We start from the raw sequence: 24368 nt of genomic DNA on the forward strand, positions 1-24368 counted from the left end.
CCAAGGCGATCTGCGGTGACGAGAAGCCCTACAAGGCCTTCCCGTGGTTCTGGTCCAACCAGTACGACCTCAAGCTCCAGACCGCGGGCATCAACCTGGGCTTCGACCAGACCGTGATCCGCGGCAATCCCGAGGATCGCAGCTTCTCGGTGATCTACCTCAAGGAAGGCAAAGTGCTCGCGCTCGATTGCGTGAACATGGTCAAGGACTACGTCCAGGGCCGCAAGCTGGTAGAAGCGGGCGCCAAGCCGGATCTGGAAGCGCTGGCGGACAAGGAAAAGCCGCTCAAGGAATTGCTGTAAGCGATACGGGGTTCTCCCTGCCGATCGGCGGGGAGGCCTGCAATCGCCGCGCGGCCCAGTCTGCGGCCTCCGCCACGGCGGGGTCCGGGTCTTCCAGCAGCGAAGAGACTTGCGCCATGAGCGCCGCATTTCCGCTGTTTCCGGCGGCATAGAGGCAGTTTCGCACGAAGCGGTCGCGGCCGATTCGCTTGATGGGCGAACCCGAAAACAGCTTGCGAAAGCCCGCATCGTCCAGCGTCAGCAGATCGGCCAGGTTCGGCGCCGTCAGTTCCGCGCGCGGCAGGAACGCCTTCAGGCGATTCGCCGTCTCCGCGAACTTGTTCCACGGGCAGACCGCCAGACAATCGTCGCAGCCATAGATACGGTTGCCCAGACCCTCGCGGAACTCCTCCGGAATCGGACCCTTGTGCTCGATCGTGAGGTAGCTGACGCAGCGCCTTGCATCGAGGCGGTAGGGGGCGGGGAAGGCGGCCGTCGGACAGGCATCCTGACAGGCCCGGCACGACCCGCAGCGATCCCGGCCCTCCGTGGAAAGCGGCAGGTCCAGCGTGGTGTAGATCTCGCCCAGGAACAGCCACGAGCCATGTTCGCGGCTGACCATATTGGTGTGCTTGCCCTGCCAGCCCAGCCCGGCGGCGGCGGCCAGCGGCTTTTCCATGACCGGGGCGGTATCGGTGAAGACTTTCACCCCGGCCGGTCCCAATCCGCGCTTGTCGGCCTCTGAAACCAGCCAGCGCGCCAGGTTCTTGAGCGCTTTCTTGACCCAGTCGTGATAATCGGCGCCCTGTGCGTAGACCGAAATTCGGCCGACATCCGCTACATCGGCAAGGCTGAGCGGATCGCCTGCGGGCGCATAGCTCATGCCCAGTGCGATCACCCGCCGCGCCTCGGGCCAGAGCCCTTGCGGGGAGCGACGATGATGGGCGCGATCGGCCATCCATTCCATCGATCCGTGCATGCCTTCGGCCAGCCACGAATCGAGCCGTGCCGCCCGCTCCGGGTCTTCCTCGGCCGAAGCGACGCCGAACGCGCAGAACCCCAGTTCCCGGGCTTGCGCCTCGAGATCGCGGGTCAGGGCATTGAGGGCATCGTTAACCAAGCTTGCGGACTTTCTCGTACATAGGCACGACCACGGCGCCATTGCCGGAACGCCGCAGTAGGAGATTGGTCCTTGGCCAGCAACTTGGAAGGGCCTTCCCTCGCGATCGAGGCGCAGGGCCTGGTCAAACGCTTCGACGGGTTCACGGCAGTGGACGGAGTAGACCTGCAAGTGCCGGTGGGCGCAGTCTACGGCATTCTCGGCCCCAATGGCGCGGGCAAGACTACGACCTTGCGCATGTTGCTGGGAATCATCGACCCGGATGCGGGAACCCGCCGTATCCTCGGCGCCGAGCGGCCCCACGACGTGGCCCATGCCATCGGCTACTTGCCCGAGGAGCGCGGCCTCTATCCGGCGATGAAGGCCACCGAAGCCATCGCCTTCCTCGGTGCCTTGCGCGGATTGCCGCTGAAGGAAGGGCGCCGCCGCGCGCACGACCTGCTGGAGCGGCACGGGCTGGGCTATGCCGCCGATCGGCAGATTCGCCAACTTTCCAAGGGTATGGCGCAACAGGTGCAGATTCTCGGCACACTGGTGCACAATCCTCGCCTGGTGATCCTGGACGAACCCTTTTCCGGGCTCGATGCACTCAATCAAGGGAAGCTGGAGCGGTTGATCCGCCAGCTTGCCGAGGATGGAACGACGGTGATCTTCTCCACCCATGTCATCGCCCACGCCGAGCGTCTGTGCGACGACGTGGCGATCATCGCCGGGGGCAAGGTGCCCTTTGCCGGGCCCGTCGATGCCGCGCGGGACCGCATTCCCCGGCAGGTCCGCCTCGAAACGCGGGAGCCGGATGGGCTCTGGCGCCGGGCATTGCCCGAGGACGCGCGACGGGAGGGGGCGAGCTGGAGTTTCGCCTTGCCGGAGGGCGGTGTCGAGCCGCTGCTGCGTGCGCTTATCGAAGGCGATGCCGGGATTCTCTCGCTGTCGATCGAGCGGGCCGGACTCCACGATGCTTTCGTCGCGATCGCCGGAGAGGCCGCCGCGCGCGCGCTCGAAGCCGGCGCAGAGCAGGAGGAAGTCCGATGATCGGGCGTCTTTCCGGCCTCGCCGCCGCCTGGGTCGTGGCGCGTCGCGATTTCACGGCCATCCTGTTCAGCCGCAGCTTCTTCTTCTTCCTGTTGGGGCCACTGTTCCCGATCGTCATAGCGCTGCTGGCGGGCAGCCTCGGCTCGCGTGTCGATGCAAGCCAGGAACGGCCCCTGCTCGGGGTGGCGATGGAAACGGGCGAGGTGCGTAAGCTGGAGCAGGCCCGCGCCCGGCTTGAGCCTGCGCTGGATGACGAACTGCCACGGCTGGTGGTGATCGGCAGGCTGGCCGATGGCGAGCGCCATGATCCCGCCCAGACGCTGGCTTCACGCAAGGCGAATGTTGCGGCCATTCTGACGGGCTCGCTGGCCGCGCCGGTGTTGACCGGGCCGGACGGGTTGATCGAGGCCTGGCAAGGGCCGGTGGCGATGCTTGCGGCGCAGGCGCGGTCGGGGCAGCCGATCGCCTATCCCGCAGTCGCGCTGGAGCCGGTGGCGCGCAGCAACGCGACCGACCGCAAGGGGCGCTTTGCCACCGCTCAGGGCGCCCAGACCCTGCTGTTCCTCTTGACGATGATGCTGGCGGGCATGGTCCTGTCCAACCTGGTGGAGGAAAAGGGCAACAAGATCATCGAAGTGCTGGCGGCGGCGGTGCCGATGGACGCGGTGTTCCTGGGCAAGCTCTTTGCCATGCTTGGCGTTTCGCTGGTCGGCATCGCCACTTGGGCGGCGACAGGCGGGCTGCTCTGGCTTGGCGGCGGTATCTCGCCGGAGCGCTTCCCCGATCCCGCGGTGGGATGGCCGCTGCTGATCGGGCTTGGCGTGATCTACTTCGCCATGGCCTATCTGCTGCTCGGCTCGGTGTTCCTGACGATCGGCTCGATGGCCACGACCGTGCGCGAAGTGCAGACCCTGTCGATGCCGGTGACGATGGCCCAGCTCATGGTGTTCTTCTTTGCCAGCTTTGCCATGACCCAGCCCGGCAGCGCAGTGGAAATCGCCGCGGTGCTGGTGCCTTTCAGCTCGCCCTTCGCGATGCTGGCACGCGCGGCGCAGGAGCCGGCCCTGCTGCCGCATGTGCTGGCGATCGGCTGGCAGGCGCTGTGGGTATTGCTGCTGGTGCGCGGGGGAGCGCGCCTGTTCCGTTCGCGGGTGATGAAATCGGGACCGGCCGGGAAGGTGAAGCGCTCAGGATTCCGCTTTTCGCGCCGCCGCTGAGGGGGCGCGGTTTTCTGGTACGGACGGCGGGACTCGAACCCGCACGATCAAGGATCAAGGGATTTTAAGTCCCCTGCGTCTACCATTCCGCCACGTCCGCACGAGATCGGCTATCTGCTGGTGTCTGCGCGCGATCTGGCAGATCGTGCGCGACAGGGCAACCGCGACACGCGAATTATGCCGGTGCGGCGTTCAGATCACTCGACGTTGAGACGGGCGCGCATTTCCTTGCCGGGCTTGAAATAGGGTACGCGCTTTTCCGGCACGTCCACGCTTTCGCCGGTTCTGGGATTGCGGCCGGTGCGGCCGTCGCGATGGCGGGTGGAAAAAGCACCGAATCCGCGCAGTTCCACGCGGCCGCCATCGGCCAGGCGCTGGGTGATCTCGTCGAAGAACGTATCCACCGCGCGCTCGACATCCTCGGCGCGAAGTTCGGGATTCTCCTTGGCGAGAGCGAGCAGCAGTTCGGATCTGATCATCGCATGCTTCCCTAAAAAATTGCCCTTCGGAAAAACCCGAGGCCACGAACGAATCATAATATTTCGCGTGACTTGGTTCCACCAGCACAAGAAAATGCCATTCCGGTGGTTTTCGCGCAATGCCTCACCGGAGGTAGGGAAATTCCGTTAGCTATTGCCGACCGGGCCGCCGGTTTGCCAGCCCTCTCCCCATTTACACGGCCGATTTGGCCGCTAACGTCCCCGCTTTCAAGCTTGTGGGTCAAGCTTTTCGGGCGACAGGACAAAAGAAGGGCGCATGAAAGATATCGCAACCTGGAACGAGGGGGACTGGATCGCCGCGATCGGCGCCATACTCCTCTTTGCCGTTCTGGCCATCGGCGGCGTGATCGCCACCCGCAAGAGCGAGGAATTCGTCGGCCACCCGCGCGGCCTTTTCGTGCTGTTCTATGCCGAGATGTGGGAGCGTTTCTCCTACTACGGCATGCGCGCGCTGCTGATCCTCTATCTCACTAAATTCTGGCTGTTCAATGACGGCAGCGCCAACCTGATCTACGGCGCCTATACCAGCCTGGTCTACATCACCCCGGTGCTGGGCGGCTATCTGGCCGACCGTTACCTGGGCCAGCGCAAGGCGGTGCTGTTTGGCGGCATCGTGCTCGCCGTGGGCCACCTGTTCATGGCCTATGAGGGCATCCACGGCGCCACCGATCCGCTGGTGAAGCAGGCGGACCCGGCGATCAACGTGTTCTGGCTGGCCCTGGCGCTGATCATCGTCGGCTCGGGCTTCCTCAAGGCGAACATCTCGGTGATCGTCGGCCAGCTCTACAAGATGACCGATTCCCGCCGCGATTCGGCCTACACGATCTTCTACATGGGCGTGAACACCGGCGCTGCGCTGGGCACGATCCTGGTCGGCTACCTGGGCGAGACGATCGGCTGGTCCTGGGGCTTCGGCCTCGCCGGGATCGGCATGGTGCTGGGCCTGCTCATCTTCGTGGCCGGCAAGCCTGCGCTCAAGGGCCGGGGCGAGCCGCCCAAGCCGCTGGCCAAGAAGGGCGAACTGACGCTCTACGGCATCGGCATCGGCTCGGTGGCGGTGATCTGGTTCCTGATCCAGTACGTCAGCGTGATCCAGTCGCTGCTGGTCGTTTCGGGCATCGCGATGCTCGGCTATACGCTCTACGAAGCGTTCAAGCTGCCCAAGGAACCGCGCGAGCGCATCTTCGCGATCCTGTTCCTCATCGCGCTGAACCCGATCTTCTGGGGCCTGTTCGAGCAGGCGGGCGGTTCGCTGAGCCTCTATACCGACAAGTTCGTGGACCGCGGCGGCGTGCCGACCAGCCTGTTCCAGTCGATCAACCCGATCTACATCGTGCTGTTCGGCCCGATCTTCGCGGCCCTGTGGCAGTACCTCGGCCGCAAGGGCATCGAGCCTTCGGCCCCCGCCAAGTTCGGCCTGGCGCTGATCCAGGTCGGCCTCGGCTTCCTGGTCTTCGTTTGGGGCGCGGGCAGCGGCGATCCGGCGGCGATGACTTCGGTGCTGTTCGTGTTCCTGATCTATGCCCTCCACACCACCGGCGAGCTTTGCCTGTCGCCCGTGGGCCTCTCGGCCATGACGCGCCTTTCGCCGCTGCACCTCGGCAGCTTCATCATGGGCGCGTGGTTCTACATGACCGCCGTGGGCAACTTCGTGGCGGGCAAGATCGGCGAGGCCACCGGCGGCGAAAGCGGCGTGATGGACAAGCAGGTGACGCTGGGCATCTACTCCACGATCGGCTGGACCACGATCGGCGTGGCCGTGGTGGTCCTGGCGCTGTCGCCACTGGTGAAGCGCTGGATGCATCTCAACACCCTTGAGGATCGCGGTATGGACCGCGACCTCGCGGGGCAGAGCGAACTGGGGCTGGAAGCGCAGGAAGCCGGCTTCCACCCGGAACGCAAACCGCACTGACATCACACCGGCCCGGCGAACCAAGGTTCTTCCGGGCCGGACTCCATTTGAACAGGGGAATCACGACATGAGGGTATCGCCGGCATTGCGGCGCTGGTCGTCCACGCTCGTCCTGGGCGCGGCACTGGCGCTGGGCGCTACGGGTGCGGACGCCAAGAAGCACGACAAGAAGGCGGCGCCTATCGTAGCCGACCCTTATCCTTCCACCTACAAGTCCTATCCCGGCACGCCGACCGCTCTGGTGGGCGCCACCGTCTACGACGGTCGCGGCGGCAGGATCGAGAACGGCGTGGTGCTGTTCCGCGACGGCAAGGTCCAGGCCGTGGGCGCTGCCGACATGCCGATCCCCGAGGGCTATGCCCGCATCGACGGCACCGGGAAGTTCGTCACGCCGGGCGTGATCGACATCCACTCGCACCTCGGCGTCTATCCCTCGCCGGGCGTCGACGCGCTGGCGGACGGCAACGAGATGACCAGCCCCACCACGCCCGACGTCTGGGCCGAGCACTCGGTCTGGCCGCAGGATCCGGGTTTCACCCGCGCGCTGGCCAACGGCGGCGTCACCAGCCTCCAGATCCTGCCCGGATCGGGCAACCTCATCGGCGGCCGCGCGGTCACGCTGAAGAACGTGCCGAGCATCACCGTGCAGGGCATGAAGTTCCCCGGCGCGCCCTATGCGCTGAAGATGGCCTGCGGCGAGAATCCCAAGCGGGTCTACGGCGGCAAGGGCCAGAAGCCCTCGACCCGGATGGGCAACATGTCGGTCGATCGCCAGGCCTGGATCGATGCGCGTCAGTACATGGACGGCGACCATTCCGAGCGCGACCTCGGCAAGGATACGCTGGAAGGCGTGCTCAAGGGTGAGATCCTGGTCCAGAACCACTGCTACCGCGCCGACGAGATGGCGCAGGTGATCGATATGTCCAAGGAGATGGGCTACAAGGTCACCGCATTCCATCACGCCGTGGAAGCCTACAAGATCGCCGATATCCTGCGCGAAAACGACATCTGCGCCGCCATCTGGGCCGATTGGTACGGCTTCAAGATGGAAGCCTATGACGGCATCCCCGAGAACGCGGCGCTGCTCGCCAATGCTGGGGCCTGCGTGGTGATCCACTCGGATGACGAAAACGGCATCCAGCGCCTCAACCAGGAAGCGGCCAAGGCACAGGCCGACGGCCGCCGCATCGGCATCGACATTCCCGACGCGCAGGTGGTCGGCTGGTTCACCTACAATGCCGCGAAGACCATGGGTATAGGCGAGAAGACCGGCAGCCTCGAAGCGGGCAAGATGGCGGACGTGGTCCTGTGGAACGGCAATCCGCTCTCGGTCTATTCGCGGCCTGAGAAAGTGTGGATCGACGGCGCCCTGATGTTCGACGCGCAGGACGCCAGACGCCGTCCGGTCAGCGATTTCGAGCTGGGCCAGCCGGGTGAAGGAGACGTGAAATGAGCCGCCGCGCCCTTGTCATAGCCGCGCTGGCGGCAGTCGCCCTTCCGGTCATGGCCTCTGCGCAGGACTTCGCAATCACCAACGCCACCGTCGCCACGGGTGACGGCGGCGCGCCGATCGAGCATGGCACCGTCGTCGTGCGGGCCGGCAAGGTGGTCGCGGCGGGGGCCGGTGTTACCGTGCCCGCCGGGATGCGGAGTGTGGACGGCACCGGCAAATGGGTGACGCCGGGGTTGTTCTCGGCGGTCACCGATCTCGGCCTCTGGGACGTTGAGGGCGTGGCCGACAGCAACGATTCCGAAGCGGGCAAGTCGCCATTCAATGCCGCGCTCGATGTGGCCCCGGCGATCAATCCCGCCAACGCGCATATCGCGATCAGCCGCGAAGGCGGCGTCACCCGCGCCAGCGTCGCGCCGGTGAACGGTGATTCGATCTTTGCCGGGCAGGGCGCGCTGATCGATCTGGGCACCGGCGTCGATCTGGTGAACACGGCGCGGGCCTTCCAGTTCGTGCAACTGGGCGAAGCGGGGGCCAAGCTTGCAGGCGGCAGCCGCGTCGCGGCCCACGTCGCGCTGCGCAATGCCCTGCGCGAGGCGCGCGACCTGGCAACGGTGCCCGGCGCGCGGAGCAGCGATGCCATGCTCACCCGTGCGGATGCCCTGGCACTGGCTCCGGTGTTGGACGGCCGTCAGGCGCTCTATGTCGGCGTCGAACGCGCCGCCGACATTCGCAGCGTTCTGGCGCTCAAGACCGAGTTTCCCAAGCTGAACCTCGTCCTGGTGGGCGCGACCGAAGGCTGGCTGGTGGCGAACGCCATTGCGGCTGCCAAGGTGCCGGTCATCGCCATGCCGCTCCGCGATCTTCCCGCCAGCTTCGAGAGCCTCGCAGCCACCCAGTCGAACGTCGGGCGGATGAAGAAGGCCGGCGTAAAGGTTGCCATCGGCATGTTCGGGGGCAGCAACCAGCCGCGCTATGCGCCGCAGCAGGCCGGCAATCTCGTGGCCCTGAACAGGCTGCCCGGTGCGGTGGGTCTGACCTGGGGCGAGGCGCTTGCCGCGATCACCTCGGTTCCGGCCGAGATCAGTGGCATGGGCGGTAAAAAGGGCGTGCTGGCGCCCGGCGCGGTGGGTGATGTCGTGGTTTGGGACGGCGATCCGCTGGAACTGTCATCGGCGCCGGTGGAGGTCTATATCGACGGGATCAGGCAGCCGCTCGACAATCACCAGAGCCGCTTGAAGCAGCGCTACAAGAGCCTCGATCGGACGTATCTGCCCAAGGCTTACGACTGGTAACAGGAAAGGGGCCATCGGCATTGCCGATGGCCCCTTTTCCTTTACTCCGCCGTCGTACCGATCGTGACGGCGCCGTCAGGCCCGTGCTTCGTTCACGCCGGCGCTGTTGTGGCGCAGGGCCTTCAGCACGGTGTCCAAGATCTGCGGCGCGTTCAGGCCCGCTTCGTCGTACTGCGCCTCGGGCTTGTCGTGGTCCTGGAACACGTCCGGCAGGCGCATGGTGCGAATCTTCAGACCGGCATCGGTCAGGCCCTCGTCGCTGGCCATCGTCAGGACGTGGGCGCCCAGGCCGCCGATGGCGCCTTCTTCCACGGTGACGACCACGTCGTGGCTGAGCATCAGCTTGCGGATCAGATCGGTGTCGAGCGGCTTGGCGAAACGCAGATCCGCCACGGTGGTGGAGAGACCCTTGGCATCCAGCAGATCGGCGGCCTTGAGCGCTTCTCCGAGGCGCGTGCCCAGCGAGAGCAGCGCGACCTTGGTGCCTTCGCGGACGATCCGGCCTTTGCCGATCTCCAGCAGTTCCGGCACTTCAGGGAGGTCAAGTCCCACGCCGTTGCCGCGCGGATAGCGGAAGGCGATGGGCCCGGCATCGTACTGCGCGGCCGTGTGGACCATGTGGACCAGCTCCGCCTCGTCGGCAGCGGCCATCACGACCATGTTCGGCAGCGTGGCAAGATAGGTCACGTCGAACGAACCGGCGTGCGTCGCGCCGTCGGCGCCGACCAGGCCGGCGCGGTCGATCGCGAAGCGCACGGGCAGGTTCTGGATCGCCACGTCATGGACCACCTGGTCGAACGCGCGCTGGAGGAACGTGGAGTAGATGGCGCAGAACGGCCGCATGCCCTGCGCGGCCAGACCGGCCGCGAAAGTGACAGCATGCTGTTCGGCAATACCCACGTCGAAGCTGCGGTTCGGGAAGAGTTGCGCGAACTTGTCCAGCCCGGTGCCCGAGGGCATGGCGGCGGTGATGGCGCAGATGCGGTCGTCCTTCTCCGCTTCGGCCACCAGCGCCTTGGCGAAGACGCCGGTATAGCTGGGCGGGCCGGCGGGCGCCTTGGCCTGCTCTCCGGTGACGACGTTGAACTTCTGCACGCCGTGATACTTGTCTGCCGCTTCCTCGGCCGGCCCGTAGCCCTTGCCCTTCTGGGTCACGACATGGACCAGGATCGGCCCTTCGGCAGCGTCGCGCACGTTTTCCAGCACGGGAACGAGCGCGTCGAGGTCATGGCCGTCGATCGGGCCGACGTAGTAGAAGCCGAGTTCCTCGAACAGGGTGCCGCCCATGGCCATGCCGCGCGCGAATTCGTCGGTCTTGCGGGCGGCGGCGTGGAGCGGGCGGGGCAGGCGCCGCGCGAACTTGCGGGCAAGGTCACGCAGGCCCAGGAACCGTCCCGAAGACACGAGGCGCGCGAGATAGGAGGACAGTCCGCCGACCGGGGGCGCGATCGACATGTCGTTGTCGTTGAGGACGACGATCAGGCGGTTTCCGGCCTCGGCAGCGTTGTTCATCGCCTCGTAGGCCATGCCCGCGCTCATCGCGCCGTCGCCGATCACGGCGATGCCGCGACCCGGCGTGCCCTTGATCTTGTTGGCGACGGCGAAACCGAGCGCGGCAGAGATCGAGGTGGAGCTATGGGCCGTGCCGAAGGGGTCGTATTCGCTTTCCGAACGCTTGGTGAAACCCGAAAGTCCGCCGCCCTGACGCAGGGTGCGGATACGGTCGCGGCGGCCGGTGAGGATCTTGTGCGGATAGGCCTGGTGGCCCACGTCCCAGATCAGCCGGTCGGTCGGCGTATCGAACACGTAGTGGATCGCAACGGTCAGCTCGACGACGCCGAGACCGGAGCCGAGGTGGCCGCCGGTCTGGCCCACCGCGGAGATCATCTCGGTGCGGAGTTCGTCGGCCAGTTGACGCAAATCCGCAGGCTTGAGCTTGCGAAGATCGTCCGGGGTGTCAACGGTGTCGAGGAGCGGCGTGGCCGGGTTGGCTGTCATGGTCTGCTTCTACACGCTACATGTTCTGGTGTCGAATTAAGCGGTGGGGAATAAGCAGGTGCCGTCCGAAAGGACAGGAAAAACATGAGGCCTGCTGCTTCGACGCTCCGTTTCCGCGCGTCCTAGCTGCAAGTGGCGCAAGTGCCGCGCAGTTCCACCACCGGGCGCACACCCGCGAACCCGGCCTGCTTCGCGGCGGCGATGAGGGCGCCGGTCAGCTTGTCGTCGTCGATATGGACTGCCTGTCCGCAGACGTCGCAGATCAGGAAGATGCAGTCGTGCTGGCAGCCGGGGTGGCTGTTGGCGAGATAGGCATTGGCGCTTTCCACCCGGCGTGCGAGGTTGGTGCGCACGAACAGGTCGAGGATGCGATAGACGCTGTTCGGCGCCACCCGCTTGCCGCGCAAGGTCGAGACGCTTTCAGCCAGATCGTAGGCGGAGGCAGGGCGGTCGCGTTCAGCCAGCGCGCCGAAAACGTCGGCGCGCATCTCTGTCCATTGCTCGCCGGCCTTTTCGAGGGCGGCGCGCGCCGCGTCGATCAGGTTTTCGCCGGAATGTTCGTGATGATGATGCGCATTAGCCATTTCGCCCATATGGGCACTGCCTGCCTCGTGCGCAATTGAAAGCTGGAGAGGCGGAAAGCTAGAGAGGTAGGCCCCTCTCGATCAACGCACCTGCGCTGCGGCTTCAGCCGGAGGCAAAAGTCCATCCGCGATCGAGTGATTGCCCACGCCCATCACGCCGAGCACCAGCAGCGCACCGCCGGCGAAGCCGAGAGCGAAGAAGCGGTAGAAGTCGGCCTTGAAGAGTCCCATGACGAAAATCAGCTCTGTTGCTTGGTAACGATTGCGTGCCGCCCACTTGGGACGAATCGCCTTGCCGTCCAGTGAATGGCGACGAATTGCGCCATGTTATGCGACGAACCGTTTTTCGCAGGCGGCGAAGCGGCGGAACCGTCACATTTCCGTCAATGCGGGCCCGCCTGGGCTGAATCCCCACACGCCCTGGTCAGCGGGGCGTGCCCGCGATTAGCGCCGAGGCCACCGAGACGACGGCCAGTACCGCAACCGGCAGCGCCGCGCAGCCGAAGGGAAGGGCCAGTGCGCCGACGACGTGATGCGGCTTCCGGATCCGTCCGAGGCGCACGAGCACCGCCGCCGTGGCCAGCCCGACGAGGAAGGCGACGGTGACGAGCGGTCCAAGCCACATCAGCCACATATTCGTCTCCTTCGCTTCGTCGGACCCCGGCAAGATGCTGGGTGGTTCAGGCCGCGTCCTTCGGGATCAGTGCTTGAAGTGGCGCATGCCGGTGAAGACCATCGCCAGCCCTGCTTCGTCGGCAGCGGCGATCACTTCGTCGTCACGGATCGAGCCGCCCGGCTGGATCACCGCTGTCGCGCCCGCTTCGGCGGCGGCCAGAAGACCGTCCGCGAAGGGGAAGAACGCGTCCGAAGCGACCGCCGAGCCGACCGTGCGCGCCTGCGCCCAGCCGAACTTCTCGGCGGCTTCCGCGGCCTTCATCGCGGCGATGCGCGAGGAATCGCGGCGGTTCATCTGGCCCGCGCCGATCCCGGCGGTGACGCCGTCCTTGGCATAGACGATGGCGTTCGACTTGACGTGGCGGGCCACCGTCCAGGCGAACAGGCAGTCCTTAAGTTCCTGGTCGGTCGGCGCGCGCTTGGTCACGACCTTGAGGTCGTCGAAGCCGATGGCGCCGTTGTCGCGGTTCTGGACGAGCAGGCCGCCTGTGATCTGTCGCACCAGCAGGCCGGCGCGACGCGGATCGGGCAGGTCGCCGGTCAGCAGCAGGCGCAGGTTCTTCTTCTTGGCGAAGAAGGCGCGGGCATCCTCGTCGGCATCGGGGGCGACGACCACTTCGGTGAAGATCTGGCAGATCGCCTCGGCGGTAGCGCCGTCGAGCGTGGTGTTCACCGCGACGATGCCGCCGAAGGCCGAAACGTCGTCACAGGCCAGCGCACCCTGCCAGGCTTCGAGCAGGCTGGAACCCTGAGCCACGCCGCAAGGGTTGGCATGTTTGACGATGATCACGGCCGGATCCTGGCCCTTGAACTCGGCGGCGAGTTCGAAGGCGGCATCGGCGTCGTTGTAATTGTTGTAGGACAGTTCCTTGCCCTGCACCTGCTCGCTCTGGGCAAGGCCCTTGGTGAAGGGGCCTACGGGCGTGTAGAGCGCGGCCTTCTGGTGCGGGTTCTCGCCATAGCGCAGCTCGGTGCCGAGACGGCCGTTGATGCTCAGCATCTCCGGGAATTCAACGCCCTGGTCGGCGAAGGCGAACCACTGCGAGATCATCGAATCGTAGGCGGCGGTCTGCGCATAGGCGCGGGCGGCCAGCAGCTTGCGGAAGGCCAGAGTGGTGCCGCCGTTCGTCGTTTCCAGTTCCGCCAGCAGGCCGTCGTAGTCCTTGGGGTCGGTGACGATGGCGACGAAGGCATGGTTCTTCGCGGCCGAGCGCACCATCGACGGGCCGCCGATGTCGATGTTCTCGATGATCTCGTCACGGTCCGCGCCCTTGGCGACGGTTGCCTCGAAGGGATAGAGATTGACGACCACGAGGTCGATCGCGTCGATTTCGTGGTCGGCCATGGCCTTGGCATGTTCCGGGTTGTCGCGCACGGCCAGCAGGCCGCCGTGAACCTTGGGGTGCAGGGTCTTGACGCGGCCGTCCATCATCTCCGGGAAATCGGTGATTTCGGAGATGTCCTTCACGTCCAGGCCGGCTTCGCGCAGCGCCTTGGCCGTGCCGCCGGTCGAGACCAGCTCCACCCCGCGCGCGGCGAGCGCCTTGCCCAGATCGGCGAGGCCGGTCTTGTCGGAAACCGAAAGCAATGCGCGGCGGATCTGGACGGTATCGGTCATGAAAATGGCCTCGTTCTGGACTGGCGGACTAGGGATTTTGCGCGCGCTCTAGGTCGCCGGCAACGAGTCCGCAAGGGGGCCGCAAAGCTCCCGCAAGGTCAGGGTGCCACAAGCCGTGGGGCTCGTCGCGGCAGTTCACCCCATTTTCTTGATAAGCCAGCCGAAATTACCGCCTCCTCGCGAGACCATTCCCTGGATCACCAGTTGCTGCGTCGCCTGGGGGCGGCCCAGGCCGTCCACCCAGAGCGAATCCTCCAGCGTCACCTCGCCCGCGCTGCTGCGGAACTGCCAGAGGCTGCCGTCGGGCAGGGCCATGCCCGCGCCCTGGCCATCCTCTGTGAGGAGCACCTCGACATCGGCACCCAGATGGAAGCGGATGGCGAAGCCCACCTTGCCGCGATGGCCCTTGCGCCCCGCCGGGATCAGCACGTCTTCGCCGCGAAGCTCGCTGCCGTCGTCGCGCAGGATCAGGATGCGGCGATGGGTAAGGCCGTAGCGCGCCTCGTACCCGTTGTGGCTGGCCTCGATGCGGGTGGCGTTGCCGCCGTTCTCCTGCACCAGCGTCTTGCGGTCGATATCGACTTCGCTGACGCCGCCGCCGATCGCCCCGTTGATGAGGACGGCGGTGGAATTGGCATCGTCCAGCGTCAGCGTGGAATGGGCGGCGGTGGCGCGCAGGCCCTGTTCGAGGCGCACCGGCACCAGCCCGCCGCCGCTGGCCGAACCGCCGCAGTTGACGATCAGGCGATGGCCGGAATGCGACATCTCGAAGGCCAGCGTGGAGGCGCAGCCGTAGCGCGCGTGCGCCGGCAGCGGCGGCGGCGCGGTGTCGAACTGGAGGATGGACTTGTGCGCCAGCACGCGCTGGTAGCCCCACTGGCGCACCTCGCGCAGCGGGCGCGTGCGCACGCCGGTGGCCTTGATCAGGGCGTTGACGTCCTCGCCATCCACGGCCCAGCCGCCCTGCCACGATCCCAGCGAGCCATCGCCATGGGTCAGCGCGAGCAGCGGTGGTACCAGCAGTTCGATCACGCGTTCCACCGCCTTGGGCGCGTCCCTGCGGGTGGCGTGATAGCAATTGCGCAGCCGCACGAGCACCGCGATCGCTTCCATCTGCGCAAGGGGGCTGCGCGACAGTACGCCGCCATCGTCGCCGATCAGTTCGCCGAGCGCCTTGATCAGCCCGGCCTCCCCATAGAGGCGGCGCGGGCGTCCCTCGGGCAGGAGCAGGCCGGCGGCGACGATCGCGCTCCAGCCCGCGAGCGCGGCGAGTTCGTCTTCGGCCCGGCCGACGTGCCGGTCCAGCCAGCGCGCCGTCTCGGAGATATGCGCCAGCGTGCGGTTGCGCAGCGCCTTCTCGCCCGCAAGGATGAGCGGGGCATGGGCCAGCCAGTTCATCAGGCGGGCGCCGGTGTTGCCGACGTCCCAGGCCGGACCCTTGCCGGGCTTTGCAGGCGGCTTGGGGTTGGCCTGGAGCCAGGCGGCAAGGATGCGCTCGGCCGTGGGCGCGCCATGCTCGCGAGGACCGCAGGCTTCCAGATCGGTAAGCCACGAGAAGCTGTGCACCACCCGCTCCAGCGGCGGCGTGACGCGCGAGGGGCCGGCATAGTCGACCTGCGCGATCGGCGTTTTCGCGCCGTGGATCAGGAAATGCCCGGCCCGCAGCGCGGTTCCGGCGGCCGCATTTCCGGGCAGGGTGTTGCTGACCGTCGCCAGCAGGCGCGTGCGGGCCTTCTTGCCCATCGGTGCCGACAACATCGAGCCGGGTATGCCGAGCCGGTAGGCGAAGCGGATGAAACGCTCGCCCGCGCCCACTGCAGGAGGCGAGAAATCGGCGAGGGCCAGTGCGCGGCCGCCGTCGATCTGGCCGATCTCCACTTGCGGGCCGGAATGGATCTGGTCGCGCGGCGGCAGGAATCCGTGATCCTCGGCCCCGAAAGCGGAGATATCGGTGATGTCGGGTTCGGCGGCCGTCGTCAGGGACGGCGCTCCGCTAACGCTCTGATTCAAGGCACCCTCCACCCCGCCGAATTGCGGTCCATCCGCCGAAGAAATCTCCCGGAGCCCGCCCCGGTTCCCATCGCCTAGGTTCCCATCGCCCAGGTTCCCGTTGGGGAAGCGCGGATGGGCGTCCAGGGGCACCGTCTCAGTCAAGCCCCTTCAGGGCGCGGATGTTGGCGGCATATTGCGAAGGGCCGCCCCGGAAGGTCGCCGAACCGGCCACAAGCACGTCAGCACCCGCCGCAACGCAGAGCGGCGCCGTCTTGGCATCGACGCCGCCGTCCACTTCGAGGCGGATGTCGCGGCCGGATTTCTCGATCATCTTGCGCACCGCCTCGATCTTGCGAAGCTGGCTGGAGATGAAGCTCTGGCCGCCGAAACCGGGGTTCACGCTCATGATCAGGACAAGGTCGATCTCGTCGATCAGGTAGTCCAGCATCTTGGCCGGGGTGGCCGGGTTGAGCGAGATGCCCGCCTTCTTGCCCAGATTGCGGATCGTCTGCACCGTGCGGTGGACGTGCGGGCCTGCCTCGGGGTGGACGGTGATGTAGTCCGCGCCGGCCTCTGCAAAGGCTTCGAGATAGGCGTCCACCGGGGAGATCATCAGGTGGACGTCGAACACCTTGGCCGAATGCGGGCGAAGCGCCTTCACCACGGCCGGGCCGATCGTGATGTTGGGGACGAAGTGGCCGTCCATGACATCGACGTGGATCCAGTCCGCGCCGGCTTCGTCGATCGCGCGGACTTCCTCTCCCAGGCGGGCGAAGTCGGCGGACAGGATGGAGGGCGAGATCAGCGGCGTGGTCATGGTAAAGAACGGTACTCCTCGGGTGCGAAGGATAGGGCACCAGATGTTGGGGCTACAAGCGCGGCGGCGCCGTTTTCCACACGCCATATGGAGGAGGCTCCGTGAATTCGCCGAGCCGGAAGGGCGCCGTCCGGCATCCGGGCGGTTGTGAATTGCCAATTCAGAGTGCATTCACGGCCCGAATGGCAGTGCCGCGCCAGATATTTCACGGGGTTGGACCGCGTGAAGAGCAATGGAACCGGAGATGAGATTGAAGTTCCCCAAGGCGCCCCTGGCCGCCGCCGCAGGCCTTGCTGCCCTGGCCGCCGCGATGCCCGCCGCAGCCCAGTACCGTGACGAGGCTCGCAACGACATGAGCCAGTGCCGCGCTGGCGGCGGCCCCGCGATCATGGTTACCGTGGACGGGATCAAGGCGTCCGAGGGGCGCATGCGCGTGCAGTCCTACCGCGCGACATCGGCGGAATGGCTTGCCAAGGGCAAGTGGCTGAAGCGGATCGAGGCGCCTGCCAAGGCCGGGACCATGACGTTCTGCGTGCCGGTTCCCGCCAGCGGGACATACGGCATCGCGGTCCGTCACGACGTGAACGGGAACGGGAAGACCGATCTCGGCTCGGACGGCGGCGCGATGTCGAACAATCCTTCGATCAACATCTTCAACCTCGGAAAGCCGAGCTATACCAAGGTCGGCGTGCCGGTGGGCAGCAAGGAAGTGAAGTCGATCCGCATCCAGATGCGCTATATGTAAAGCGTTGGTGGGCGCTGTTTGATGTGCCAGGCTGGCTCCTGAAACAAGTTCAGGATGACGGTCGCTTTAAGGGCGAGGGGCCTGCTTCGAGATGTTTCTACGTTCCGCCAGGATGGCGCGGGCATCCACGAGGTCGGACGGTTTGTCCACGTCGACCGCCGCCAGCCCGTCCCGCGCGGCGACGAGGCGGGCGTTGAGGCCGATTTTTGCGCCCAACCGGGCCAGCGCGGCCGAAAGGGTCAGGCGGCCCAGCGCATAGCTCACGAGCATGCCCAGCCCCAGCCGCGCGGCGATACGCCATGGCCGCTTGCGGTCGGCCTCTACCAGTTTCCAGGTCTCGATCGCCGCTTCGGCGCGGCTGGTCCTGAGCAGGAACAGGTTGCAGCCGGACCAATGGCCATCGGCAAAGCGCAGGTAGGTCCGCCGCGATCCCGGCATGGCCGTCTCGATCGCTTCGCGCCGCGCCAGGAGCACGGAGACGTCGGCGTCCTCAGGCGTGTCTTGCAAGAAGTCGCGCACCCACTGCCCGCGAAGCAGCGCATGGTCCGAGGTGGTCACCAGCATCGGCGCGCCGAGCAGGGCGAAGCCCGCCGCGACGCTGGCGCTGGGGCCGGATTCGGCGGGCACGGTCTCGCAGCCGAGCAGTTCGGCAAGGGCGACCACCGCCGGGTCGTTAGCGACGACCGCGAGGCGCGTGATCCCCGCATCGCGCAAGGCTTCCACGACATGGGCGAGCATCGGCTTGCCCTCCAGCTCCACCAGGGCCTTGTGCGTGACGCCTTCCGCCGCGGCGACCGGATCGGGTGCGCCGGGGCGCGAGCCTGCCAGGATCAGGGCCGAGGGCCGGGTCATGCCGGTTTGCGCTCCATTGCCTTCTTGGCGCGCCAGACCTGCCAGAGCACGCCGGGTGCCGAAAGCACGGGATGTCGCTCGCGCCACGGGGTGATCGTCACCGGCACGCCGGTGTGGCGCTCGATTTTCCACGCGGCATAGCGGGCGGCGCCTTCGAACGTGGTGGAGGCCTTGAGCAGGCGCAGGACGTTGTAGGGCTTGCCCAGGCGGCGGCGGCGCTTCCACCAGTCCAGCACGCGGGCTCTTTCGCGCGGAGATACCTGCGGGCGCAGCGTGCCGTTGGGCAGCCGCTCGAACGCGATATCGTCAGCGGCGAGCGCCAGCGGCAGCAGCCCGTCGAAATGCTCCTGGTTCACGGAAAGGATCGAATCTTCCCGACCGGCTTTCTCGACCCGAAACTCGGCAGCGTAGGTCGCGCGAAACAGGGCGCGCCAGTAATCCTCGGCCGTGCCCGTCTCCGGTCCGAGCGCCACGGCGAGCCGCGCGGCGGTGCGGGCCGCGCCGGAAACGGCAGCGAAGACAGGCTGGCGCGTTGCTTCGCCGCGAAGCCATGCCAGACCGCTGGGCTGGACGAAGCGAGCCCAGATCGTGGTGTCGACAAGCTCACCGGCAGCGGCCGCGCGGAAGGTTTCCAGCGCCATGGTGGCCACCTTGGCGCGCAGGGGCACGCCCTGGAAGGTCCATTCGTGATAGCTGACGCGAGGCCAGATCTTCTCGACCTGGGGGCCTTCGGTAAGGACGTAAAAGTCCAGCACGCCCTCCAGCGAACCGGTGCGCAAGTTCGAGCCGTAGAACAGCACTGCCACGGCGCTTCCCGAGGCATACGCCAGCCGCTCCGCGAATGCGCGTACTTCAGGCACGACAGGACGCTGAAGCGCCTGACTTACGCGCCCTTCGAGATCTTGGGTCATATCGTCATGCTCGGGCACCGGCGCAGCGAAATCAAGCGCGCCAATGCCATTCAGCACGCCGAGATCCGAAAAATGCCGATCAAGGTACCACGAAGGTCAGCTGCGGGCCTTCTTCCAGCACATAATCGCCGGCCGGGAAGGCTTCGCCATCGAGGATGAACGAGCCGCCCAGTTCCAGGTCGACAACGCTGGCGCTGAGGCGATGGGCGCCGCGACGTTCGAGGAACCTGCCGTTGAGGCCGAACAGAATGGCGGGCAGTAGGGCGATGATCCAGCGTACCGGCGAATCGATCACCCCCAGCTTCATGCCCGGCGCTACGTCACGACCGAACGGCTTGGCTCCCAGCGGGAACTTTTCGAACGTGGTGGCGACGGCCATGAACCGTTCGTTCGGATTACCCTCGCCCATGTAGGACAGGTCGCGACCGGTGTGGCGGTCGATCAGACGCATCGGCGTGGAGGATCGCCACGGATTGCCCGCGCGGCCGAAGAGCGTCTGGATCATGGCCCAGAGCACGCTCAGGCCCACCGCGAAGCTGTTGAACGCACCGCGGCGATGCGCTTCCTGGCCAGCCTCGGTGGCGAGCGCGAAAGCGCCCGTGCCAAGGATGAAGCCCATGATCTGGCCGCTGGCCCCATCCTGCGACGACACGCGGAGCGGGCGGCGGGTAACCGTATTGCCCTTGTGCGCGGCGGCCAGCGCTTCGGCCAGCGACCAGTGGGTCGGCAGGCCGATGTCGATCGCCAGTGCATTGGTCTTGCCCTTCGGCAGGACCATGAGCGTGGGCCATTCGTCACCGAAGATCTCGGCGCCGCAGGTCAGCACGTCGCGAACGGTGCCGTCCCCGCCGTCCACGACGAGGTAATCGACGCTGCGGCGGGCGAAGCCTTCCAGCACCCGGTAAAGTTCCGGGCGCGTGCGCGGCGTTTCCGTCAGGATGTTGGAGCAATCCTCCATCTCGGGCGCGTGGCCCTTGTTGCGATGGCTACGGGGATTGCGAATGATGCCGACGAGAGGAACGGCGCGGCCACGACGGGCCACGCGCGCAGGACCAGTGGCCTTACGCTTGCCTTGCTCACCGAAGGTCGGCAGCGTTTCGAATTCGTAAATGGTTCCGTACACGGATCTCTATGTAGGGATGCCGTGCAGGAAAATCATCAGGAAACATTCACTGACACATTAAGGTTACAGTTGTATGGCGTTTATGCGCCACTTGCAAGTCCGGCAAAATGTGCCGCATTTTCCGCAAGTCCCGCCGTTGCTTCCGGCGAAACGACCGATTACGGCCGGAATCATGCCCGAACATGACATTGCCCCCCAAGTCGCCACAATCGGTGCGAACCCCGTCAAACTCTGGGGTCTGACGATGGCGGAGCGCGTGGCGCGCATAGCCCGCGCCAACGGCGCGCAGCCGCAGGCCGGCTTCCCGGAAGTCGGCGCCGAGGGCCCGTTTATTCTTTCGAATGCGGCATTTGCCTGGGATCCGGCCTGGTTCAAATATGTATCATCCCATCCCGGCATGGTCCTGACGCTGGGCGGCTTGCCCGCGCTGGCCCACGCCGCCGATCCCGCCCAGGCTTCGCGAATCGCCGGGGCCATGGCGGAGGGCGTGCCGCTTCGCGATGCATCCGGCCTGCAAATCGTCGCCTACGAGAGCGGGCCCACCATCGAGAACAAGCAGCTGCGCAAGCGCGAGACGCCGTTCCTCATGGCCTTGACGCCTGACACGGTCCGCACGATCGAGCGGGCGAGCTACTTCGGCGCCTACAAGGGCGTGACGGACGTGCTCACCAAGTACCTCTGGCCCGAATGGGCGCTGGTGCTGACGCGAATCTGCGCCAGGCTGCACGTCACGCCGAACATGGTGACGGCCCTGGGCGCGGTGTTTTGCGTGGCCGCCACGGTGCTGTTCGCCTACGGCCATTACTGGCTGGGCATGGCGCTGGGGCTGGCGTTCATGGTGCTAGACACGGTGGACGGCAAGCTCGCTCGCTGCACCATCACCTCTTCGGAATGGGGCAATGTGGCCGATCACGGCATGGATCTGGTCCATCCGCCCTTCTGGTGGTGGTTCTGGGCGACCGGGCTTGCCACCTGGGGTCTGGCCTATGACGACGTCACGTTCTGGTGGGTGCAGGGCGCCATCCAAGGCGGCTATGTCGTCCAGCGCCTGATCGAAGGGCTGTTCATGAAGCAGAACGGCCTCATGCATATCCACGTCTGGCGCAAGTTCGACAGCCGGTTCCGGCTGTTCACCGCGCGCCGCAATCCGAACATGGTGATCCTGTTCGTGGCGATGCTGTTCGGCCGCCCTGATATCGGTCTGATCGCGGTGGCGTGGTGGACGGCGATTTCCTGTCTTATCCATGCCGTCCGGCTGGTGCAGGCCTGGATCGTCCGCGCGCAAGGCGGCAGGATCACGTCCTGGCTGGCGGACGCCTGAGGGAGAAACGAAGTTGAACGCGACGATCGAAAAGTTCGGATATCCGCGCACGCTCGTCGCGGAATTCGCGCATTGGGTGGTGCTGGCCCGCCCTGCGCAGCCGACGCTGGGCTCGCTGGTTCTGGCGGCCCGGTCGGAGGCGACCGCCTTCGGCGACCTGCCCGCAGAAGCCCATGCTGAACTCAAGGCCGTGACCGGCGCGATCGAGGCCGCGCTGGGCAAGGCGGTCGGCTATGCCCGCCTCAACTACCTGATGCTGATGATGGTGGACCCCCACGTCCACTTCCACGTCATCCCGCGCTACGAAGGCGCGCGCGAGTGGCAGGGGCGCGAGTTCGTGGACTGCGGCTGGCCCAAGGTGCCCGATCTGGGGCACTCGGTGGCGCTGGAGGGCGATGAACTTGCCGGGCTGGTGGCCTGGCTGAAGGGGCATTTCGGCTAGTAGTCCGTCGTCCCGGACTTGATCCGGGACCGCTGGCCTCGCGTCACCCGGCTCTCGGCTGGGCGCCCCGCCGCAAGCTCGCGTCTAAAGAATGCCAGCGGTCCCGGATCAAGTCCGGGACGACGTTATTCTCTCACCGAATTCCCTCGCCAGATTCTCTCACCGGCTATTCTCACCAGGTGTCGGTCAGCTTCGTGGCGATCTCGATATCGTTGAGGAAGTCCACTTCCGCCCAGTGCATTCCCTTGATGGAGACGGTGCCAACCTTGCCGGTGGGGGCGATCGAGTCGATCACCTTGAGATACCAGTGCTGGACGCCTTCCGGGGTGCGCATGGCCTGACGGACGGTTTCGCGGAACAGGTCCGCGCCTTCGCCGCGAAAAGCCAGGAAGCCGATCGATTCGGAATTCGACTGGGCTGCCGTCAGCGTCTTGCCGATGTGGACGAGGCGGCCGTCGGCCTCCCGTTCCACCTTCATGTCGTCGCTGTCGTAGCCCTCTGCCTTGACGTCCACCGTGACGGTGATCGGCCAGGTCCGGCCGGAGGCGTCGGTTGCACCCTGCTGGACCTTGCTGACGATCTCCTCGGAAACGAGCGTGTCGCCGTTCAGGATCAGGAAGTCGCCGCGCATGGCCTCGCGCGCGATCCAGCAGGAGCCGAGATTGTCGGCCACCTTGAAGAAGGGATTGAAGCGGATGTTGATCTCTACCCGCGGATCGACAATCGTTTTGAGGTGCTCTTCCAGCATGTCGGTCATGAAACCAGTGACGACGTCGATCCGCTTCACGCCGCCGCGGGCCAGCATCTCGATCTGCCATTCGATCAGCGACTTGCCGGAAAAGTCGATCATGCACTTGGGCCGTTCGGCGGTAAGCGGAAGCAGGCGCGAGCCCTGGCCGGCGCTGAGAAGAATGGCATGTTCGATCATGGGATTTTCGCGCTTCGTCAAAGGGGGAGATGCCCGCATCTAGGGACTGCGGGGCGAAAGGGAAAGGTGCGCCGCGCATGGGGCCCATCGGCTCCGCTTTTCTTTCGCCATGGAGGGCATCGCTGCTCGCCACAGCTTGCAAGTCTCATTCCCCTCGTTCAAATGCAGCCGCAATGTCCGCCAAATTTCACCGCCGCGAGAGCAACTCTCCGCTAGGGCGGATCCTACAGAACACGGCCTGGCTGCTGGGCGGCAAGGGCTTCGGCGCCGTCTGCGGCCTGGCTTACCTTGCCATTCAGACGCGATCGCTCGGCCTGAAGGATTTCGGCCACTTCTCGCTGATTTTCGGGACGGCGCAGGCGCTCATCGCGCTGGCCAGTTTCCAGACCTGGCGGGTGGTGGTGCGCTACGGCAGCGAGCACGTCCACCAGAAGGACTGGGGCAAGCTGGGGCGTCTCGGCATGTTCTGCGGGCTTCTGGACGGCGTGGGCGCGATCATCGGCTGCGGGCTGGCGGCGATTTTGATCTACGGGTTCGCGCATAAGCTGGAACTCAACCCGCATTTCGTGGACGTGGCCTTCTGGTTCTGCGTGGGGTCGCTCTGGGCGCTGGTCTCGGCGCCGACCGGCATCGTCCGCGCCCTCAACCGCTTCGACATGGCGGTCTATGTAGAGGCCATTGTGCCGAGCGGACGCCTGGCCGCGTCGCTGGCGATCTGGCTGACCGGCCCGAGCGTCGGCCGGTTCCTGTTCGCCTGGGCGGCGATCGATATCCTGGAAGCGCTGCTCTACTGGATCATGGCCCGGCGGCTCTGCCCCGAAGCGGTGAACCTGTCGAACTTGCGCAACTGGCGCAAGGCTATCGACGAAAACCCCGGCGTTACCCGTTTCGTCATGCAGACTTACGGGGCCTCGACGATCGACGCGGCGATGCGGAACGGCCCGCTGCTGATCGTCGGTGCCTGGGTAGGCACCAAGGCGGCCGGCCTCTACCGCCTTGCCTCCCAGCTTTCCCAGGCGCTCAGCAAGCTGTCCTCGCTGCTCACGCGCTCGGTCTATGCCGAAGTGGCGCGAGCGCGGGTATCCTCGAAGGCTGCGGAGTTCCGCAAGCTTGCGCTCCAGACCAGCAAGATCGCGGGGGTTGCGGGGATCGTCGTGGTGACGGTGGCGGTGCTGCTGGGCAAGCAGATGCTGGAATTCATCGGCGGCGACGATTTCGAACAGGGCGCGGCGATTCTCGTGCCGTTGACGCTGGCCGCCTGTTTCGACTTGGCCAGCGTGGCGTTCGAACCGGTGCTTCACGCCACCGGCCGGGCGCGTCATTCGCTGGTCGCGCGGCTGATCGCCCTGATCGCGCTGGCTATCGGGCTGGTGTACCTGCTTCCCGTCGGCCCCAGCGGGGCGGCCTGGGCCGTGGCCGTGGGCGGGGCGGTATCGTACATCGTCATGGGCCTGATGGCCTGGCGCACCCTCCAGCAGATCGATCGCAACGAAATCACCATCAAGCCGGACCCCGAGGACGACCTTCCCGTAGCCGATTCGGCGGTCTGACGCTC

General features: G+C 66.2%; 23 protein-coding genes and 1 tRNA gene. 10 read left to right on the plus strand and 14 right to left on the minus strand.

Annotation, left to right across the window (positions count from 1 at the left end):
* Nucleotides 1-302, plus strand: a 302-nt coding sequence (locus ACI3K3_RS11460; protein WP_404913793.1) for an oxidoreductase C-terminal domain-containing protein, incomplete at its 5' end; no start/stop codon positions are given.
* Here the strand turns inward: ACI3K3_RS11460 and queG are convergent.
* Nucleotides 286-1401: a tRNA epoxyqueuosine(34) reductase QueG gene (queG, locus tag ACI3K3_RS11465; protein WP_404913794.1), complete on the minus strand. Its 1116-nt coding sequence runs from the start codon at nt 1399-1401 to the stop codon at nt 286-288. The genes ACI3K3_RS11460 and queG overlap by 17 nt on opposite strands.
* A gap of 72 nt (nt 1402-1473) precedes the next feature.
* On the opposite strand from queG, the gene ACI3K3_RS11470 reads away from it, so the two are divergent.
* Both ACI3K3_RS11470 and ACI3K3_RS11475 read left to right on the plus strand, forming a co-directional pair.
* On the plus strand, nt 1474-2433 hold the full coding sequence (locus ACI3K3_RS11470; protein ID WP_404913795.1) for an ABC transporter ATP-binding protein: 960 nt from the start codon (nt 1474-1476) through the stop codon (nt 2431-2433).
* Entirely contained in the window at nt 2430-3650 is a 1221-nt protein-coding gene (locus tag ACI3K3_RS11475; RefSeq protein ID WP_404913796.1) for an ABC transporter permease, read from the plus strand. Before ACI3K3_RS11470 ends, ACI3K3_RS11475 begins: the two co-directional genes overlap by 4 nt.
* Nucleotides 3651-3665: 15 nt before the next feature.
* Here the strand turns inward: ACI3K3_RS11475 and ACI3K3_RS11480 are convergent.
* Together ACI3K3_RS11480 and ACI3K3_RS11485 are read right to left on the minus strand one after the other, a co-directional pair.
* Nucleotides 3666-3750 (minus strand) — tRNA-Leu (locus ACI3K3_RS11480).
* Nucleotides 3751-3847: 97 nt separating this feature from the next.
* Nucleotides 3848-4129 carry an integration host factor subunit beta gene (locus ACI3K3_RS11485; RefSeq protein WP_313435482.1) on the minus strand — a complete coding sequence of 94 codons (282 nt, stop codon included), beginning with the start codon at nt 4127-4129 and terminating at the stop codon, nt 3848-3850.
* A gap of 277 nt (nt 4130-4406) precedes the next feature.
* On the opposite strand from ACI3K3_RS11485, the gene ACI3K3_RS11490 reads away from it, so the two are divergent.
* The 3 genes from ACI3K3_RS11490 (at nt 4407) to ACI3K3_RS11500 (ending at nt 8807) form a co-directional block, all read left to right on the plus strand.
* A complete protein-coding gene (locus ACI3K3_RS11490) occupies nt 4407-6062 on the plus strand; it encodes a peptide MFS transporter (protein WP_404913797.1) in 1656 nt (551 codons plus the stop codon).
* A 67-nt stretch (nt 6063-6129) separates the two neighbouring features.
* Nucleotides 6130-7515, plus strand: coding sequence for an amidohydrolase (locus ACI3K3_RS11495; protein ID WP_404913798.1), 1386 nt, complete (start codon nt 6130-6132; stop codon nt 7513-7515).
* The gene (locus ACI3K3_RS11500) at nt 7512-8807 is read left to right on the plus strand and encodes an amidohydrolase family protein (RefSeq protein WP_404913799.1); all 1296 of its coding nucleotides are present in this window, start codon (nt 7512-7514) and stop codon (nt 8805-8807) included. The genes ACI3K3_RS11495 and ACI3K3_RS11500 overlap by 4 nt, the downstream gene beginning before the upstream one ends.
* A gap of 75 nt (nt 8808-8882) precedes the next feature.
* Here the strand turns inward: ACI3K3_RS11500 and dxs are convergent, their stop codons facing one another.
* The 7 genes from dxs to rpe form a co-directional block, all read right to left on the minus strand.
* A complete protein-coding gene (gene dxs, locus ACI3K3_RS11505; protein ID WP_404913800.1) occupies nt 8883-10805 on the minus strand; it encodes a 1-deoxy-D-xylulose-5-phosphate synthase in 1923 nt (640 codons plus the stop codon).
* A gap of 122 nt (nt 10806-10927) precedes the next feature.
* On the minus strand, nt 10928-11389 hold the full coding sequence (locus ACI3K3_RS11510; protein WP_404913801.1) for a Fur family transcriptional regulator: 462 nt from the start codon (nt 11387-11389) through the stop codon (nt 10928-10930).
* Nucleotides 11390-11470: 81 nt separating this feature from the next.
* Nucleotides 11471-11620 carry a hypothetical protein gene (locus ACI3K3_RS11515; protein WP_313435494.1) on the minus strand — a complete coding sequence of 50 codons (150 nt, stop codon included), beginning with the start codon at nt 11618-11620 and terminating at the stop codon, nt 11471-11473.
* Between the two features lie 193 nt (nt 11621-11813).
* Entirely contained in the window at nt 11814-12014 is a 201-nt protein-coding gene (locus ACI3K3_RS11520) for a hypothetical protein (protein ID WP_404913802.1), read from the minus strand.
* A 75-nt stretch (nt 12015-12089) separates the two neighbouring features.
* A complete protein-coding gene (purH, locus tag ACI3K3_RS11525; protein WP_404913803.1) occupies nt 12090-13682 on the minus strand; it encodes a bifunctional phosphoribosylaminoimidazolecarboxamide formyltransferase/IMP cyclohydrolase in 1593 nt (530 codons plus the stop codon).
* Between the two features lie 135 nt (nt 13683-13817).
* On the minus strand, nt 13818-15692 hold the full coding sequence (locus ACI3K3_RS11530) for a heparinase II/III family protein (protein WP_404913804.1): 1875 nt from the start codon (nt 15690-15692) through the stop codon (nt 13818-13820).
* A 136-nt stretch (nt 15693-15828) separates the two neighbouring features.
* Nucleotides 15829-16491 (minus strand): ribulose-phosphate 3-epimerase, encoded by a 663-nt coding sequence (gene rpe, locus ACI3K3_RS11535; RefSeq protein WP_313435502.1) that lies wholly within the window; start codon nt 16489-16491, stop codon nt 15829-15831.
* Between the two features lie 244 nt (nt 16492-16735).
* On the opposite strand from rpe, the gene ACI3K3_RS11540 reads away from it, so the two are divergent.
* A complete protein-coding gene (locus ACI3K3_RS11540) occupies nt 16736-17236 on the plus strand; it encodes a DUF2141 domain-containing protein (protein ID WP_404913805.1) in 501 nt (166 codons plus the stop codon).
* 66 nt (nt 17237-17302) lie between these two features.
* On the opposite strand, the gene ACI3K3_RS11545 is transcribed toward ACI3K3_RS11540, so the two are convergent.
* The 3 genes from ACI3K3_RS11545 to ACI3K3_RS11555 form a co-directional block, all read right to left on the minus strand.
* Complete coding sequence (locus ACI3K3_RS11545) at nt 17303-18088, minus strand: nucleotidyltransferase family protein (protein WP_404913806.1); 786 nt, start codon at nt 18086-18088, stop codon at nt 17303-17305.
* Nucleotides 18085-18999 carry a hypothetical protein gene (locus tag ACI3K3_RS11550; protein WP_404913867.1) on the minus strand — a complete coding sequence of 305 codons (915 nt, stop codon included), beginning with the start codon at nt 18997-18999 and terminating at the stop codon, nt 18085-18087. Before ACI3K3_RS11550 ends, ACI3K3_RS11545 begins: the two co-directional genes overlap by 4 nt.
* Before the next feature lie 79 nt (nt 19000-19078).
* Nucleotides 19079-20122, minus strand: coding sequence for a diacylglycerol/lipid kinase family protein (locus tag ACI3K3_RS11555; protein WP_404913807.1), 1044 nt, complete (start codon nt 20120-20122; stop codon nt 19079-19081).
* Between the two features lie 172 nt (nt 20123-20294).
* On the opposite strand from ACI3K3_RS11555, the gene ACI3K3_RS11560 reads away from it, so the two are divergent.
* Both ACI3K3_RS11560 and ACI3K3_RS11565 read left to right on the plus strand, forming a co-directional pair.
* The gene (locus ACI3K3_RS11560) at nt 20295-21443 is read left to right on the plus strand and encodes a CDP-alcohol phosphatidyltransferase family protein (RefSeq protein ID WP_404913808.1); all 1149 of its coding nucleotides are present in this window, start codon (nt 20295-20297) and stop codon (nt 21441-21443) included.
* Nucleotides 21444-21456: 13 nt separating this feature from the next.
* A complete protein-coding gene (locus tag ACI3K3_RS11565; protein ID WP_404913809.1) occupies nt 21457-21885 on the plus strand; it encodes an HIT family protein in 429 nt (142 codons plus the stop codon).
* Nucleotides 21886-22057: 172 nt separating this feature from the next.
* Here ACI3K3_RS11565 and ACI3K3_RS11570 read toward each other — a convergent pair whose 3' ends face one another.
* Nucleotides 22058-22813, minus strand: a complete 756-nt coding sequence (locus ACI3K3_RS11570) for a sugar phosphate nucleotidyltransferase (protein WP_404913810.1) — start codon at nt 22811-22813, stop codon at nt 22058-22060.
* Between the two features lie 173 nt (nt 22814-22986).
* Between ACI3K3_RS11570 and ACI3K3_RS11575 the strand changes: the two genes are divergently transcribed.
* On the plus strand, nt 22987-24363 hold the full coding sequence (locus ACI3K3_RS11575; RefSeq protein WP_404913811.1) for a lipopolysaccharide biosynthesis protein: 1377 nt from the start codon (nt 22987-22989) through the stop codon (nt 24361-24363).
* Nucleotides 24364-24368 lie beyond the last annotated feature (5 nt).

This window comes from Novosphingobium sp. ZW T3_23, from assembly GCF_044987305.1.
Lineage (GTDB): Bacteria > Pseudomonadota > Alphaproteobacteria > Sphingomonadales > Sphingomonadaceae > Novosphingobium.